13 protein-coding genes are annotated in these 16,618 nt (G+C 42.7%); 9 read left to right on the top strand and 4 right to left on the bottom strand.

Going from position 1 to position 16,618, the window contains the following annotated elements:
- The first annotated feature begins 4 nt into the window (after positions 1 to 4).
- From PQ461_RS06265 to PQ461_RS06235, 7 genes are all read left to right on the top strand, one after another.
- On the top strand, positions 5 to 2,458 hold the full coding sequence (locus PQ461_RS06265; protein ID WP_274302512.1) for a glycoside hydrolase family 31 protein: 2,454 nt from the start codon (positions 5 to 7) through the stop codon (positions 2,456 to 2,458).
- A gap of 165 nt (positions 2,459 to 2,623) precedes the next feature.
- Entirely contained in the window at positions 2,624 to 4,888 is a 2,265-nt protein-coding gene (glgB, locus tag PQ461_RS06260; RefSeq protein ID WP_274302511.1) for a 1,4-alpha-glucan branching protein GlgB, read from the top strand.
- A gap of 2 nt (positions 4,889 to 4,890) precedes the next feature.
- The gene (locus PQ461_RS06255) at positions 4,891 to 5,085 is read left to right on the top strand and encodes a hypothetical protein (RefSeq protein ID WP_274302510.1); all 195 of its coding nucleotides are present in this window, start codon (positions 4,891 to 4,893) and stop codon (positions 5,083 to 5,085) included.
- 114 nt (positions 5,086 to 5,199) lie between these two features.
- Positions 5,200 to 7,629, top strand: coding sequence for a penicillin acylase family protein (locus PQ461_RS06250; protein WP_274302509.1), 2,430 nt, complete (start codon positions 5,200 to 5,202; stop codon positions 7,627 to 7,629).
- Positions 7,630 to 7,971: a hypothetical protein gene (locus tag PQ461_RS06245; RefSeq protein WP_274302508.1), complete on the top strand. Its 342-nt coding sequence runs from the start codon at positions 7,630 to 7,632 to the stop codon at positions 7,969 to 7,971.
- A gap of 18 nt (positions 7,972 to 7,989) precedes the next feature.
- Positions 7,990 to 8,976 (top strand): LuxE/PaaK family acyltransferase, encoded by a 987-nt coding sequence (locus PQ461_RS06240; RefSeq protein ID WP_274302507.1) that lies wholly within the window; start codon positions 7,990 to 7,992, stop codon positions 8,974 to 8,976.
- 53 nt (positions 8,977 to 9,029) lie between these two features.
- Positions 9,030 to 9,701: a PH domain-containing protein gene (locus tag PQ461_RS06235; RefSeq protein WP_274302506.1), complete on the top strand. Its 672-nt coding sequence runs from the start codon at positions 9,030 to 9,032 to the stop codon at positions 9,699 to 9,701.
- Between the two features lie 19 nt (positions 9,702 to 9,720).
- On the opposite strand, the gene PQ461_RS06230 is transcribed toward PQ461_RS06235, so the two are convergent.
- From PQ461_RS06230 to tyrS, 3 genes are read right to left on the bottom strand one after another with little or no spacing between them, the layout of a single operon-like run.
- Entirely contained in the window at positions 9,721 to 10,170 is a 450-nt protein-coding gene (locus PQ461_RS06230) for an RES family NAD+ phosphorylase (protein WP_274302505.1), read from the bottom strand.
- A complete protein-coding gene (locus PQ461_RS06225; protein WP_274302504.1) occupies positions 10,170 to 10,664 on the bottom strand; it encodes an Xre family toxin-antitoxin system antitoxin in 495 nt (164 codons plus the stop codon). Before PQ461_RS06225 ends, PQ461_RS06230 begins: the two co-directional genes overlap by 1 nt.
- A 37-nt stretch (positions 10,665 to 10,701) precedes the next feature.
- Positions 10,702 to 11,985 carry a tyrosine--tRNA ligase gene (tyrS, locus tag PQ461_RS06220; protein WP_274302503.1) on the bottom strand — a complete coding sequence of 428 codons (1,284 nt, stop codon included), beginning with the start codon at positions 11,983 to 11,985 and terminating at the stop codon, positions 10,702 to 10,704.
- 300 nt (positions 11,986 to 12,285) lie between these two features.
- Between tyrS and PQ461_RS06215 the strand changes: the two genes are divergently transcribed.
- A complete protein-coding gene (locus tag PQ461_RS06215; protein WP_274302502.1) occupies positions 12,286 to 12,966 on the top strand; it encodes a hypothetical protein in 681 nt (226 codons plus the stop codon).
- Here the strand turns inward: PQ461_RS06215 and PQ461_RS06210 are convergent.
- Positions 12,957 to 14,204: an MFS transporter gene (locus PQ461_RS06210; RefSeq protein WP_274302501.1), complete on the bottom strand. Its 1,248-nt coding sequence runs from the start codon at positions 14,202 to 14,204 to the stop codon at positions 12,957 to 12,959. The two genes, PQ461_RS06215 and PQ461_RS06210, sit on opposite strands and share 10 nt — an antisense overlap.
- Positions 14,205 to 14,515: 311 nt before the next feature.
- Between PQ461_RS06210 and rpsA the strand changes: the two genes are divergently transcribed.
- Entirely contained in the window at positions 14,516 to 16,480 is a 1,965-nt protein-coding gene (gene rpsA / locus PQ461_RS06205) for a 30S ribosomal protein S1 (protein ID WP_274302500.1), read from the top strand.
- Positions 16,481 to 16,618: the final 138 nt, after the last annotated feature.

Below are 16,618 nucleotides of genomic sequence, written 5' to 3'. Positions count from 1 at the left end.
TTGCATGGACGAAAACATACTTAACCCCGAATTAATTACCAGCAAATTAATCGAAGAAGAGGAAGAGTTTCATCACTTAAATAATCCCGTACTGGGCTTAAAGCCCATCGTAAAAAAATATCTGAATGCCGTTACCGGCATTGAACAAAAAGGTAACCGCTTTTACTTTACAGACAGCGAAGCACGTGTAGAGATCAACGTAGTTACAGACGAGATCATCCGGGTACGTTTAGCACCTCATGGTGTGTTTCTTGAAGAGTTTTCATACGCTGTTCCTAAACTTCAGCAAAAAGCACTTGTGTTTTCGTTGCATGAGGACGAGAATGAATACCGCGTATCAACCAATACCGTAAACTGCCATATCAGTAAAAAGGATTTTGTGATCTCTTTTTCTGATACCCAAAACCATATCACCAGCCAGGATGCTGTACCCATGCACTGGGAAGAAAACGTACAGTTTGGCGGCTATTATGTGTTTGGCACCAAAGTTTGTCACAAAGACGAAGCCTTTTTCGGCTTAGGCGACAAGGCATCGGACCTTAACTTACGTGGCCGCCGTTTTAAGAACTGGAACACCGATGCTTATTCATTCGGCTGGAATCAGGATCCGCTTTACCGCAGTATCCCCTTCTATATCAGTTTAAATGAGGGCATGGCTCACGGTATTTTCTTTGATAATACTTTTAAAGCAACGTTCGACTTTGGTTCTGAGGACCGTAGCAAGACCAGTTTCTGGGCTGATGGCGGCGAACTGCAGTATTATTACATCCACGGCCCGCACATGATGGATGTGGTTAAACGCTACCATATCTTAACCGGCACACATCCTATGCCGCCGCTTTGGGCGCTGGGTTACCACCAATGTCGCTGGAGCTATTACCCGGAAGCTAAGGTACGTGCGGTTACTAAAGGTTTCCGCGAGCAAAAAATCCCTTGCGATGGTATCTACCTGGATATTGATTACATGGACGGTTACCGCTGCTTTACCTGGAACCGCAAATATTTTCCTGACCCAAAGCAGATGATCAAAGATCTGGCTGCCGATGGATTTAAAACCGTTGTTATTATTGATCCGGGAATCCGTGTAGACGATAATTACTCAGTATTCAGGGAAGGAAAGGAGAAAAAATATTTCTGCCGCCGCTGCGACGATTACTTTATGGAAGGCCACGTTTGGCCGGGACGTTGCCAGTTTCCTGATTTTACCAACCCGGAAGTACGCGAATGGTGGGGTGGTTTGTTTGACGAACTGGTAGACATTGGCGTAGCCGGTGTTTGGAACGACATGAACGAACCTGCCGTTTTCGGTGCAGGTACTTTCCCTGATGATGTACGCCACCAGTATGATGGCTATCGCGGGTCGCACCGTAAAGCACATAACGTTTACGGTATGCAAATGGTACGCGCTACCTATGAGGGCTTGCGTAAGCTGATGAAAAACAAACGTCCGTTTACCATTACCCGTGCCGGTTATTCTGGCCTGCAACGCTATGCCTCCGTTTGGACCGGCGATAACGTGGCATCATGGGAGCATTTGCGTTTAGGCAATATCCAGTGCCAGCGTTTATCCATGTCGGGCGTTCCGTTCTGCGGAACTGATATTGGCGGCTTCAGCGGAGAACCAGACGGCGAACTGTTTACCCGTTGGATACAGTTGGGCACCTTCTCCCCTTTTATGCGCGCACACTCTGCCGGTGATACTAAAGAGCGTGAACCGTGGAGCTTTGGCGAACCATTTACTGCTATCAACCGTAAATTTATTGAGTTAAGATACCGTTTACTGCCTTACCTGTATTCAACATTTTGGGAACATCACCGTTATGGTTTCCCTATTTTGCGCCCTGTAATATTACAGGAACAGGATGAGCTTACCAACCAGGCACGCCAGGACGAGTTTACCTACGGAGATAAAATATTGGTATGCCCGGTATTAGAGCCGGGGCAAACCAGCCGCCGCGTATACCTGCCAAAAGGCACATGGTTTAATTTCTGGACCAATGAGATGTTTGAAGGTGGCCGTGAGGTTGTTGTCCCTACCCCATTGGAAACTATTCCACTGTTTATAAAAGCAGGTGCAGTTATCCCGGAATACCCGGTAATGCAATACGTAGGCGAAAAAGAAATAGAAGAAGTTAAACTGACCGTTTACTACAGCGATCACGATGTAAATTCCTTCCTGTTCGAAGATTACGGGGAAACTTTTGCTTACGAGCAGGACATTTATCTGGAGAAGAAATTTATTGCAGGCGGTAAAGAAAACCTGTTCACCATACAGCAAAGCATGGAAGGCCTTTACACCCCTCGCTATGAAAATTATCACTTTAAAATAGTAGGGCTACCATTTAAGCCATCTAAAATTATTGCTGATGGCAAAGAGGTAACAGAACTTGAATTTACAGATAGTATCCTCGAATTTAAGTTCACTAAAAACTTCAAGCACATAGACATTATCAAATAACTCAAACGCCCCTTTCCAGGGGCGTTTTTATTTTACATCCTTACCTTTAATCAATTACTTTTTTGTTCCAAACAATATTGCTACTATTACATTAGCAATAAAAACAAGCAACAATTTCATACGTTCAACCTATAAGGCATATATACATAGCCTGTGATCTATCCAATGGCAAAACAAAGCGATAAAGCTAAATCAGAATCAAAAGCTAAAAAGAAACCGACTACCGAAATAGCCGAAACCGATTCTGCACCTATACAAAACACCGCACCGGAAACAGTAAAGCCAGTTAAGAAAAAATCAGCCAAAAGCATTTCACCTGATGCACCTGCTTTTCCTGAGACTGAACCAATAAAGGCCATCAAAAAAAACGGCAAGAAAAAGGATCTGTCTGAACCGCAGGAAACTGGTACCATATCTGCGCCTTCACCTGTTAAGTTCACAAAAAAGCCTGCAGGTAAAAAGAAATCTTCAGCCGCTGTACCCGATACATTTCACGGTCAGGAGGTCTCTGTATTTAACATTCAGCCTGTTGAACACTACACCCGCTTTACCGACTTTGATATACATTTATTCAGAGGGGGTAAACACTATAAGCTTTACGAAAAATTCGGTTCCCACGTAGTGCAGCATAATGGCATAACAGGCACTTACTTTGCCGTTTGGGCGCCTAATGCTAAATACGTTTCTGTTATTGGTAATTTCAATGGCTGGAACAAAGGCTCGCACCCGCTTTTTGTAAGATGGGACCATTCGGGTATTTGGGAAGGCTTTATCCCTAATATCGGTAGTGGCGAGGTTTATAAATATTTCATCAATTCAAATACGGGTGAAGACCTTGAAAAAGGTGATCCTTATGCTTTAAGCTGGGAAATACCGCCGAGCACTGCGTCTATAGTTAAAGATACCTGGTACGAATGGAATGATGACAACTGGATGGAAACACGCCGCCAGCATAACTCATTACATAAGCCTTATTCGGTATATGAATTACACCTGGGTTCATGGGCACGCAGTCCCGAAAGCCCCGACGATTTTTTAAATTACCGCCAGCTGGCCGACAAACTGGTACCCTATATAAAAGACATGGGCTTTACGCATGTAGAGTTTATGCCTGTGATGGAACACCCTTATTATCCAAGCTGGGGATACCAGATCATTGGTTATTACGCCGCTTCCTCAAGATATGGGTCACCGCAAGACCTGATGTATCTGGTAGAGCAGTTGCACAATGCAGGTATAGGCGTAATACTGGATTGGGTTCCGTCTCATTTTCCTGGCGATGCACACGGATTGTATAATTTTGACGGTACGCATCTGTATGAGCATGCCGATGCCCGTAAAGGCTTTCACCCCGACTGGAAGTCCTATATATTCAATTATAACCGCAACGAGGTTCGTTCATTTTTAATCAGTAATGCCATATTCTGGCTGGACCGATATCACATTGATGGTTTACGTGTAGATGCGGTTGCATCTATGCTTTACCTGGATTATTCGCGTAAGCATGGCGAATGGGAACCTAACATTTTCGGAGGCAATGAAAACCTGGAAGCCATATCCTTCTTAAAAGAATTTAACGAAGCAGTTTACCAGCTTTTCCCTGATACGCAAACCATAGCCGAAGAGTCGACATCATTTAAAGGCGTAAGCAAGCCTGTATTTATGGGTGGCTTAGGTTTTGGCATGAAATGGATGATGGGCTGGATGCACGATACCATTAAGTATTTCCATTTAAACCCTATCCATCGCAAGTACCATCACAACCAGATCACGTTCAGTTTGATCTATACCTTTACCGAAAACTTTATGCTGCCGTTCTCTCATGACGAAGTAGTATATGGTAAAGGTTCGATGTTAGGTAAAATGCCGGGCGACGACTGGCAACGGTTTGCTAACCTGCGCCTGTTATATAGTTATATGTTTACGCACCCTGGCACAAAACTGCTGTTTATGGGCAGCGAGTTTGGCCAAAGCGAAGAGTGGAACTTCCAGCATTCGCTCGATTGGCACCTGCTGCAATATGAAAGCCATTTCGGGATCCAATCAACCGTGAAAGCGCTTAATCACCTTTACCGCGACGAACCTGCTTTGTTTGATAAGCAATTTGATTACAGCGGTTTTGAATGGATTGATGGCGGCAATGCAGAAGATTCTATACTGGTTTATGCGCGTAAAGCTAATGACAGCGCTAATGATGTGGTAGTTGTGCTGAACATGACACCAGTTGTACGCTATGACTATCGCGTAGGTGTGCCTGCCGAAGGCACATGGAAAGAGATTTTCAATTCTGACAGGAAAGAATTTTGGGGCAGCGGTTTCGTAAATGAAAATGAAGTACAGTCTGAAAAAGAAAACTGGCATGGCCGCGATAATTCGATCAGGATTAATGTTCCGCCATTGGCTGCAACCATATTTAAAAGAATCAGATAATTATGAACGCGCCTAAATTCTTCTATCTGTATCTTATTATCGGTATCATAGAATTGGCTATAGCCATAGTAACGCTGGTAACACAATACCCGGATGTAAAAAAGCTGACAGTGATCAGCGAGTTTTTGATGGCCATTGGCTTTTTCTATTTAGCTTACAAGGTTTATCATGAAAAGAAAGATCACGAAATGATGTAATTTGCTAACTTGTCATTGCGAGGATAGGCACGACGAAGCAATCCCTACTTTTATCACAGGAAGATTGCCACGCTACGCTCGCAATGACAATACACAACTACTCACTATCATAAAATGAAATACGTTAAGGCAACAATAGCTGTTGTTATTACGCTGGCGCTTATATGGGCATTGCAAACCAAATTCGGGATGCTGCCACCCATTGGAAAATTCCTTAATCCATGTAATGGGTTTTGGCAAAACGCCGAAAGCAAACATCTTAAATCAGAAACGCTTAAAATTGAGGGACTGCAAAAGCCGGTAACCATTAAGTTCGATGAGAACAGGGTGCCGCATATTTTTGCTCAGAACGACCATGACCTTTATCTGGCGCAAGGTTACATTACCGCCAGTGACCGCCTGTGGCAAATGGATATACAAACCCGAAGCGCATCGGGCAGGTTAGCCGAAATTGTAGGGCCAAAAGCTTTAGGCATCGACCGCTACCACCGCCGTATCGGCATGATGTACGGTGCTGAAAATACGTTGCGCGGTTTTATGAAAGACCCGCAAGTGCGCACAGCCATACTGGCCTATACCGAAGGGGTGAACAGTTATATACATAAACTTACGCCGCGAGACTATCCTATCGAATTTAAATTGCTTGACTATAAGCCCGAAGAATGGAAGCCAATTAATTGCGCATTGCTGTTAAAACTAATGGCCGAAACTTTGTCCGGTTATTCAGATGCACCGCAAATGACCAATGTATTGCAAAAGTACGGCCCTGCTGTAACCCGCGATCTGTTCCCGGACTATCCTTTCCGCGAAGACCCCATTATCCCGGCAGGCACCAAATGGAACTTTAAACCGCTACCTATACCGCAGCCTTCTAAACATTTCCTGGCGCAACAATCAGGCATTAACGCTACCGAAAAAGTCGAAGGTATAGGCAGTAATAACTGGGCAATTGCAGGCAGTAAAACGGCAAGCGGCTACCCTATGCTGGCTAATGACCCGCATTTAAGCCTCACTTATCCTTCTATCTGGTACCAGGTGCAGCTTACAGCTCCTGATGTAAACACATACGGCGTGTCTATCCCCGGTTCGCCTTGTATTATTATTGGTTATAACAATAAAGTAAGCTGGGGCGTAACCAATGTGGATGCCGATGTTTTTGATTGGTACCAGATCAAGTTTAAAGACAATAACCGCAATGAATATTGGTATAACAACCGCTGGAACAAAGTGTCCAAACGTGTGGAAATTATCAAAGTACGCGGCGAACAACCTATTACAGATACCGTGCTGTACACCCATCAGGGCCCGGTTACCTGGGAAAGCGAAAGCAAAAAACCGGCACGCTCATACATTGAAATGCCGGTTGGCAATGCTTTAAGGTGGATAGCACATGATGAATCGGACGATTTAAAATGCTTTTATCTGTTGAATAGGGCAAGCAATTATGCAGATTACAGAAAGGCTTTAACATACTACGCTACCCCTGCGCAAAACTTCATTTTTGCCAGCAATGATAAAGATATTGCACTAACACCAAACGGTAAATTACCGCTGAAATATAAGGATCAGGGTAAGTTTATTTTAGATGGCACCGACCCTGCCGACGATTGGCATGGCTGGATTCCTGCCGAACAAAACCCGACTGCCAAAAATCCGGCTCAAGGTTATTTGAGTTCGGCCAATCAATCATCGACAGATCAAACCTATCCGTACTACATCAACTGGCATTTTGGTGCTTATGAACGTGGTAAACGCATTAACACCAGGCTTGCCGCCATGTCAAAAGCTACAGTTGATAGTATGCGTAATTTACAAACCGACACTTACAGCATTTTTGCACAGGATGCATTGCCTGTTATGCTGAAATACATTGATGCAAGTAAGCTTGATGAAGACCAACTGAAAGTGCTTGATATGCTAAAGCACTGGGACAAATATGTTACTGCTGATGCTATTGGCGCTTCTTTTTTAAATGAATGGTGGGGTAATTTTTATAAACGCACATGGAGCGATAATTTCCCCGAAAATCAAAATCTGAAGCTGCCAACCCGCGACCGTACCCTGCAACTGATGATACAACAACCGGATTCAAAATGGTTTGATAATTTGAAAACGCCAGTTGTAGAAAACTGCGGCGATCTGTTGATGCAAACATTTGCTGGTACTATAGCGCAAATGACACATAAATACGGCAAGATGGGGCCTAAATGGCAATGGGGTGATGTTAAGGAAACTTACATTAATCACTTAGCTAATATACCGGGCATGGGTGTAGGAAAATTTAAAGCCGGAGGCACAGGCACTACCGTAAATGCACTGATAGACGGGCATGGGCCTTCATGGCGTATGGTGGTACAATTAGGGCCAAATGTAAAAGGCTATGGCGTGTTTCCCGGCGGCGAGTCGGGCAATCCGGGAAGCTTTTTTTATGATAACATGTTTACCACCTGGCGAAACGGAAAGCTAAACGAGCTACTATTCTTAAATTCGGCTAATGAAAGTTCGAAACGTATAAAAACAACCTTAACACTTAATACCAAATAAATGCTGTTCCTCATCATCTTCATTTTAACATTTGCCAGCGGCTTTGTTTTTACATGGTGGGTTGGCGCTATCATCGCATTTGTTGCTGCGCTTATTACAGGTAAAACAGCAGGCCGTTCTTTTTGGGCTGGTTTTCTTGCCATTGCTTTAGCATGGATGTTACTGGCTTTGTTTAAAAGCATCCCCAATGATCATATACTGGCTGGCCGGGTTGCGATAATGCTGCAATTGCCCGGCTGGATATGGGTCTTAGTTGTAACATGCCTTATTGGCGGCTTAGTTGGCGGTATGTCGGCATTGTCGGGTGTATTAGTAAAACGGGCTTTCAAAAAAGCTGAATAATGTATTTATCTTTGCGCCGTGTACAAACCTGATCAGCAACAAATATTTTCTATCAGCAATCAGCAGCAGTTTACCGAAGCTGCCGTACAGGTGTTTCAGTTCCAGTCGCAGCACAACGAAATCTATGCAAGCTTTGTAAACGGACTGGGTATTGATGCCAATCAGGTAACAAGCATTAAGCAAATCCCTTTCCTGCCGGTCGAGTTCTTCAAATCGCATCATGTGGTTAGCAATAATGATCCTGTCGAAATTACTTTCACAAGCTCGGGTACCACAGGTATGATTACCAGCAGGCACCCGGTTACTGATGTAAGCTGGTACCAGGAAAGCTTCCGCAAGGCTTTTCAACATTTTTACGGCGATATCAAAAATTATTGCGTACTGGCATTGCTGCCATCCTATTTAGAACGGGAAGGCTCATCTTTGATCTACATGGCCGAAGATATGATACGGCAGTCTGAAAACGCTGACAGCGGCTTTTACTTGTATAACCACCAGGACCTTTATCAACAGCTGCAAAAGCAGAAAAGCCTTAACAAACCAACCATTCTGTTGGGAGTTACCTTTGCCCTGCTTGATTTTGTGGAACAGTATCAGATCAATTTTCCCGAACTGATTGTAATGGAAACCGGAGGTATGAAAGGCCGCCGAAAAGAAATGATTCGCGAAGAACTGCACGCTACTTTAACCAAAGGCTTTGGCGTTGCAGCTATACATTCAGAATACGGCATGACGGAGTTACTTTCGCAAGCCTATTCAAAGGGTAACGGCATTTTCAATTGCCCGCCCTGGATGCGGATTGTTACCCGGGACACCAATGACCCGATCAGTAACATTGGCGTTGGCCGCACAGGCGGTATCAATATTATTGATCTTGCTAATATTAATTCGTGTTCTTTTATTGCAACGCAGGATTTAGGCAAGATTTATGCTGATGGTTCATTTGAGGTACTTGGCCGCTTTGACAATGCCGACATTCGCGGTTGTAACCTCTTAATTGCTTGACAGCTAATTTTTTTATATACTTTTGCATCCGGTTTTAAAACATAACCATTACCATGATAGATAAATTTTTATACGATCAGCAGGACATGAAAGCGGTGGAGAAAGTTTACTCACGCCTTCAGGAATTACTACCTGCCGGCGAAGAAACTTTATACATAGCAACCCAAAAGAAACCGTTGGTAAATATTTTACCTGACACTATTGCCGTAACCAACAGGCGCGTATTATTCTTTACCCCTGCAAACCTTGGCCTTTCATTAAAATTTGTTGATTTTACCTGGAAAGACATTGCTGATGTTAGCATGAAAGAAGAGATTATTGGCGCGGTGTTTACAGTTAAAACAACTAAAGGCGCCGAAATGGGTGTTGATTACCTGCCTAAAGTACAGGCACGTAAATTATACCAGTTCTCGCAGCAATGCCGCGAAGAAGAGCGCAAACGCCTGGAAAGACAAGAAGGGCATATCATCAATATCCCTTCAGGCTCACAACAACAACAGCCTGCTGCACCGGTAACTCCTGTTACGCCTCCACCAGCACCAGAACCGGTTGTGGTAGCTCCCCCAACACCTGCGCCAGTTGCACCACCGGCACCAGAGCCTGTTGTAGAAAAGCCGGACGAACTGACTGAAAAACTAAAAAAGCTTAAAACCCTTTTTGATAACGGACTAATCTCTCAGGAAGAATATAACCAGAAAAAACTTGATTTGCTGAGCGATTTCTAATCGCACGGCAATGATAAATTTATAACAACCGCTGGTCAAACGTAAATGGCTGGCGGTTTTTTATTTTAACATTTTTGATAAGAGCATTTAGTGGGTTCAGAAGATAATTAAACTCCTGCGAAACGATTGCCGATGGCACTTTTAGCATCAAATGCTTGTTCTCAGTAATAAACCTGTCGCCAAAATTACGTAGTATGTCCGGTTGCGGAAACTGCTGCCAGCCTTCCGGTAATAGCTTTACATTAAGTTCCTGCAAATCTTCAGGCACTTCAAGAGTAACAATCTCAAAATCTTCAGGAATCAACATTGGTGTCAGGTGCACCAAAACCTCCAGTACAGCTAATGCCCTTGATGAAGCCAGGTACAGCATACCCTTACCTACACTATTCCAGCGGCCGCCGTATAAACGGGCGCCGGTTCCGGCAAGGTCTTCAGCATAAACCGATCTTGTAATACGATAAAGCAGCATTATGCAAAAATACCGTGTTCTATACGGCCCAACTCTTTTAAAACCATACTAAAGCCGATAGAAGTATCCAGTAATGAAACCGGAACCTCATTTTTAAAGGCATAGTTTGGGGTTTTCATCCAGAGCTTAAACTTATCCATTGACCCAAAAACCTCTTCACCACGGGTATAAAGCCGCGCAAGCTCAATGGCCTTTTCGGCATACTCGGTTTTAACAATGTTATCGTCTTCGTAACGCTGAAAAGTACGCTCAGAGATATGCATGATATCTGCAAGTTCCTGAAGGGTAATGGAAATACGCTTGGCCAATGCAACCAGTACCCGCTTAGGTAAACCTTCGCGGGTAAGGTTGATAATATCAAAATCAGAAGATAGCCTGCCGGGGTGAACCCCGCCTAAAAGCTGATAAAATGAACCCTGGGTACTTTGTACAACATAAGCTGCCATAGGTTCATTAACCTCAACATTGGTATCTTGTTTTCTTTTGTGCGACATTTATCCAAAAATATACACAAAATGTCGCAATATCAAATTATTCAACAACAATTAAAAAATAATTCTTCTTACCCTTTTGGGGGATCAGGAATTTATTGTTGATAAGATCAGTTTTTGAGTAAACATGATCTGCCGAAGGCACTTTTGTTTTATTAAGTGAAACACCGCCGGCTTGTATCATTTTACGCGCCTCACCTTTCGAAGGAAAAACGGTTGTTTTGGTTGCCAGCAGTTCTACAACGTTTATGCCATCAGCTAATTCGGCAGCAGTAATATTAAAATGAGGCACACCCTCAAACAACCCGGTTACTTCGGCATCTGTAAGTTCGTTTAAAAACTCGATACCAGTATTGCCAAATAAAAACTCAGATGATTTAATGGCTTTTTCATACGCCTGCTCACCATGCACGCGGATAGTTATATCTTTAGCCAGTGCCTTTTGTAATGCACGCTGGTGCGGCGCCTGGTCATGTTCCTGCTCTAAAGCAAGTATCGACGGCTCATCCAATAAAGTAAATATGCGGATATAGCTTTTCGCATCAATATCGGTTGTATTTAACCAAAACTGGTAAAAATTGTACGGCGAAGTTTTAGCCGGATCTAACCAAACCGCTCCACTTTCTGTTTTACCAAACTTGGTACCGTCAGCTTTTTTAATCAATTGGGTGGTTAAAGCAAAAGCCTCGCCCGCATCTTTACGGCGAATAAGCTCTGTACCTGTTACAATATTACCCCATTGGTCGCTGCCACCCATTTGTAATGAGCAGTTTTTATTCTTCCATAAATAGTAAAAGTCATAGCCCTGTACTAATTGATAAGTAAATTCTGTGAACGACATGCCGGTTTCACCCTCAAGGCGTTTCTTAACAGAATCTTTAGCCATCATATAATTAACGGTGATGTGCTTACCTACATCGCGTATAAAATCCAGAAAACTGAAATTTTTAAACCAATCGTAATTATTAACCATTTCGGCACTATTGGCACCGCTTTCAAAGTTTAAGAATTTAGCCAGTTGCGTTTCTACACACTTCAGGTTATGTTGCAATGTTTCTTCTGATAGCAAATTACGCTCAGCCGATTTTCCAGACGGATCACCCACCATACCTGTTGCACCACCTACCAGCGCATAAGGTTTGTGGCCTGCACGCTGAAAGTGAATCAAGGTCATGATTTGGGTTAAATGTCCCACATGCAATGAATCGGCAGTAGGATCAAAACCAATATATCCGGAAGCCATGCCTTTATTCAGCATTTCTTCGGTACCTGGCATAATCGTATGCAACATGCCACGCCAGGTTAATTCTTCAACAAAGTTCATTAGCGTATAAATAAAGATTGCAAAGATAAGTTTAAAGTTGAAAGGGTAAAGGAGAAAGCACAGAGGTGAAAGCAGAAAGCGGTGAGTTTAAGTTGAAAGTGAAAAGTCGAAAGCAGAAAGAGCATGTGCAGATTTGGGATTGCTCTCCGTCAGCCGACGGATCGCAATGACGTAATTTTTAGTTTTAAGCTTTTTACTTTGAACTTTATACTTTCAACTCTCTGCTTCAAGCTCTACCTCCCCCTTAACACAACCTTAATTTTAGCTTACGGCTCAAATTGGGTATATTGCGATACATCTATGAATTTTTTATCGCACTTTTATTTTGACCGCGATACGGATAATTGCTACTTAGTACTCGGTACCGTATTGCCAGACCTGCTTAAAAATGCGGACAAAACCCTGGTACTTCACCCCGAAAAACTTAGCCACCCCGATCCGCAAATTAATAGCATTATTCATGGCTGGCAAAAGCACCTGGAGGTAGATAAGCACTTTCATTCCTCTGACTATTTTAAACATCATTCGCACCAATTAAAATTAAATCTGCTGCCTGCTTTACAGGGCTCACCGGTTAAACCCTTCTTTTTAGGGCACGTGGCATCTGAATTAATTTTAGATAACTTACTATTAACTACTGACACAGTAAATGTGGCCGACTTTTATGGTCACTTGGGCGGCTGCGATGATGAAATTATTTACCGTTTTCTAAGCTTTAGCGGCATGCCTAACCCCGAAAAGTTTTTAAGGTTCTTCGATAATTTTAAATGCAACCAGTACTTATATAGCTACGCCGAAACCAGCCAGGTAGCTTATGCACTTAAAAGGATTTGCATGCGCGTTTGGGATTCGCCATTTACACCACAGCAGGAAACTGGCTTAAACCAGGTGATAGCCGCTTACCGCGAACTGATGCAGCCCGGTTTTATGGAAATATTCGATCTTATCCGGGCTAACCTTAATCCTGAAAGCTACAATTGATCCTGATTGGCAGCGGGTTGAGCAACCATGGTATTGTTGTTTGATTTTTTGAAAAACAGCCCGAACAATATTGCCGCAAGCAGGCCTGCTACACCCTGAAAAAACAATACATAACGGGCGTTAAAATGATGCGCTGCCAGGCCGGCTAAAAAATTACCGATAGGCTGCACACCCATAAAGGCCATTACATAATAGCTGATCACCCTGCCGCGCATTTGAGGTGCCACATTAGTTTGTATATAGGTGTTGGTACCTGCTATCTGTATCATCATCCCTACCCCAGCTATAGCAATACATATTAAAGCCATCCATAATTGTCCACAAAAAGCAAAAACGGCAATGCCCAAACCGCACAGCGAGGCAGCAATGACTATAGTTTTCCTTAAGTTTTCTGTTGATTGCAGAGATGCCATATAAATAGCCCCGCACAACGCACCCAACCCCGAAAGACTGTTGAGCAAACTATATGTACGTGCATTACCGTGAAAAATATCTTTGGCAAAGATCGGCAGCAGTGTACTGTATGTCATGGTGAAGAAACTGGTACAAGCCAGCAGCATAATAATCAGTTTAATATTATGCTCCGCTTTTAAATATGCCCATCCGCTGCGCAAACCCTCCCAAATGGTTGTGGTAACCCGCTCGCGCACCTGTGGCGTAAGCTTCATCATCATCAGGCATACAATTACAGCCACAAAGCTGAAGGCATTTAACAAGAAACAGATACCCGTGCCAACGGTAGTAAGGAGTATTCCTGCCACAGCCGGGCCTATCAATCGCGCCACATTTACCATTGATGAATTAAGTGCAATAGCATTTTGCAGATCAGATTTATCATCTATCAGCCTGATCATTAAGGACTGCCTTGCAGGTGTGTCAAAAGCATTTACCATACCCAGCACAATGCTTAATGTAATAATCAGCGGCATAGTATAGGTATGCGTTAAAACCAGGGTCGCCATAATGCTGGCCTGCGTCATGGCGGCTATCTGCGTGCGCAGTAAAATCTTATAATTATCGTGCCTGTCGGTTAATGCACCTCCATAAGGTGATAACAAAAACGTCGGTATTTGGCCGGCAAAGTTGACGATGCCCAGCATCAAAGCCGAATGGGTAGTACTGTAAACCAGCCAATTGATGGCGATACGCTCCATCCACGTGCCGATAAGAGAGAGCGACTGCCCGATAAAGTATAAACGGAAATTGGGGTATTTTAATGATCTGAATGTGCCAGCCATAGTATTAAGCGACAATTATCCGGCTTTTAAGTTTAGCAATATCAATTGTTAGGTAAAAATCACGTTATAGTTAATAAATAATCTTTTAAAGCATCTTAATAACAGTTACCCGAACTGTAAAACGGTTTATTTATTGATAATTATGAATGTTGAATGGCGGTTTACGCCGGGAACATATAGTTAAAAGCATATCATTTGATAAAAAACATGCTCAAAATCAGCAATTAACATTAAAATAATTTTTATCTACCAAAAATATATCTGTACCTTTGCAGTCCCAATTGACTTGGGAAAAGGAGACAATTTATTTAATGGCAAAAAAACAAGAAGCAGAAAAAGAATTAAAAGCCAAAGAAGCTGAACTGGATACAGTTGCGGTTTCTAAGGAAAAAGAAAGCATTGAATCAGAAGCTGATTCAATCTCTATTGATGAGATCAAATCTAACATCGCGGCAAACAGCAATGATTTTGACTGGGACGCTGACGACAAAAAATTTGGTAATTACAGCAACGCAGAACGCGAAAAATTTGAAAAAATGTACGATGGTACTTTCAGCTCTATCAACCAGGGCGAGATTATCACCGGTACTGTTGTAAACATCAATAACAAAGACGTGGTACTTAACATCGGTTTCAAATCTGATGGTATGGTATCATTGTCAGAATTCCGCGATACACCAGACCTTAAAGTAGGTGACACAGTTGATGTATTCGTAGAATCACAGGAAGATGCTAACGGCCAGTTAGTACTTTCACGCAAACGTGCAAAAACTCAGAAATCTTGGGAGCGCATTAATCAAGCTCTTGATAATGACGAGATCATCACTGGTTTTGTGAAGAGCAGAACTAAAGGTGGTTTGATCGTTGATATAATGGGCGTAGAAGCCTTCTTACCAGGTTCACAAATTGATATCAAACCTATCCGTGATTATGATATCTATGTGGGCAAAACCATGGAATTCAAAGTTGTTAAGATTAACCACGAGTTTAAAAACGTTGTGGTATCGCACAAAGTGCTTATCGAAGACGATCTTGAAAACCAAAAAACTGAAATTGTTGCCAAACTTGAAAAAGGCCAGGTATTGGAAGGTACAGTTAAAAACATCACTGACTTCGGTGTATTCATCGACCTTGGTGGCGTTGACGGCTTACTTCACATCACTGACATTTCATGGGGCCGTATCGAGCATCCGAGAGAAGTATTATCACTTGATCAAAAAATCAACGTGGTTGTGCTTGACTTTGATGACGAGAAAAAACGTATCGCTCTTGGTTTAAAACAATTAACCCCGCATCCTTGGCAAAACCTTGACGAAGCGATCCAGATTGGTTCGTTAGTTAAAGGTAAAATTGTTACTGTTGCTGATTACGGTGCTTTCTTAGAAATTATCCCAGGTGTTGAAGGTTTGATCCACGTTTCAGAAATGTCATGGTCACAAAATCTTCGTAATCCTCAGGAATTCCTGAAAGTAGGCGACGAAATCGAAGCAAAAGTATTGACATTAGACCGCGAAGAGCGCAAAATGTCATTAGGTATCAAACAATTAACGCCTGATCCATGGCAAAATGCTGCTGACAAATATGCAGTTGGCACTCAGCACGTGGCTACAGTTAAAAACATGACCAACTTTGGTGTGTTTGTTGAACTGGAAGATGGTATTGATGGTTTAATCCACATCTCTGATCTTTCTTGGTCTAAAAAAGTTAACCACCCTAACGAATTCACTAAAGTTGGTGAGAAATTAGACGTGGTAGTACTTGAGCTTGACGTTGAAAACCGCAAACTAAGCTTAGGCCACAAACAACTGGAAGAAAATCCTTGGGATACTTTCGAAACCGTATTTACTCTTGACAGCGTACACGAAGGTACTGTGTTAAAAGTAACCGATAAAGGTGCGATTGTAGCTTTACCTTACGGTGTTGAAGGCTTTGCGCCTACCAAACACCTGGTTAAAGAAGATGGTAAAACATTAAAAGCTGACGACGTTGCAGAATTTAAGATCATCGAATTTAACAAGGACAGCAAACGTATCGTTATCTCTCACTCTCGTATCTGGGAAGATGTTCGCGCAGAAGCCCGTGTACAAGACTTTGAAAACCGCAAAAAAGAAGCAAAAGCTACTACAAGCGCAGTTAGAAAAGTGAAAGATTCGGTAGAGAAATCAACCCTTGGTGATTTAAGCGTGTTAGCTCAGTTAAAAGAGCAAATGGAAGGTGCTGAAAGTAAAGCAGCTGCCAAAAAAACCGCTACCAAACCAGAAGAGGAAGCTAAATAAGTTATTAAATAAATTCCCTTTTATAAGCCCTGTACCTTAAAAGTACAGGGCTTTTTTGTGTTTAATAAATGTTGCTGCATTTCATCGGGTAGCATGAGAGATGTCGAAACAAGTTCGGCATGACGACCTTTTTATCAT

Origin of the sequence: Mucilaginibacter sp. KACC 22063, assembly GCF_028736115.1 — a bacterium.
GTDB lineage: Bacteria > Bacteroidota > Bacteroidia > Sphingobacteriales > Sphingobacteriaceae > Mucilaginibacter.
The sequence above is the reverse complement of the archived record's forward strand: the minus strand, read 5'-3'. Positions and strand labels throughout refer to the sequence as shown.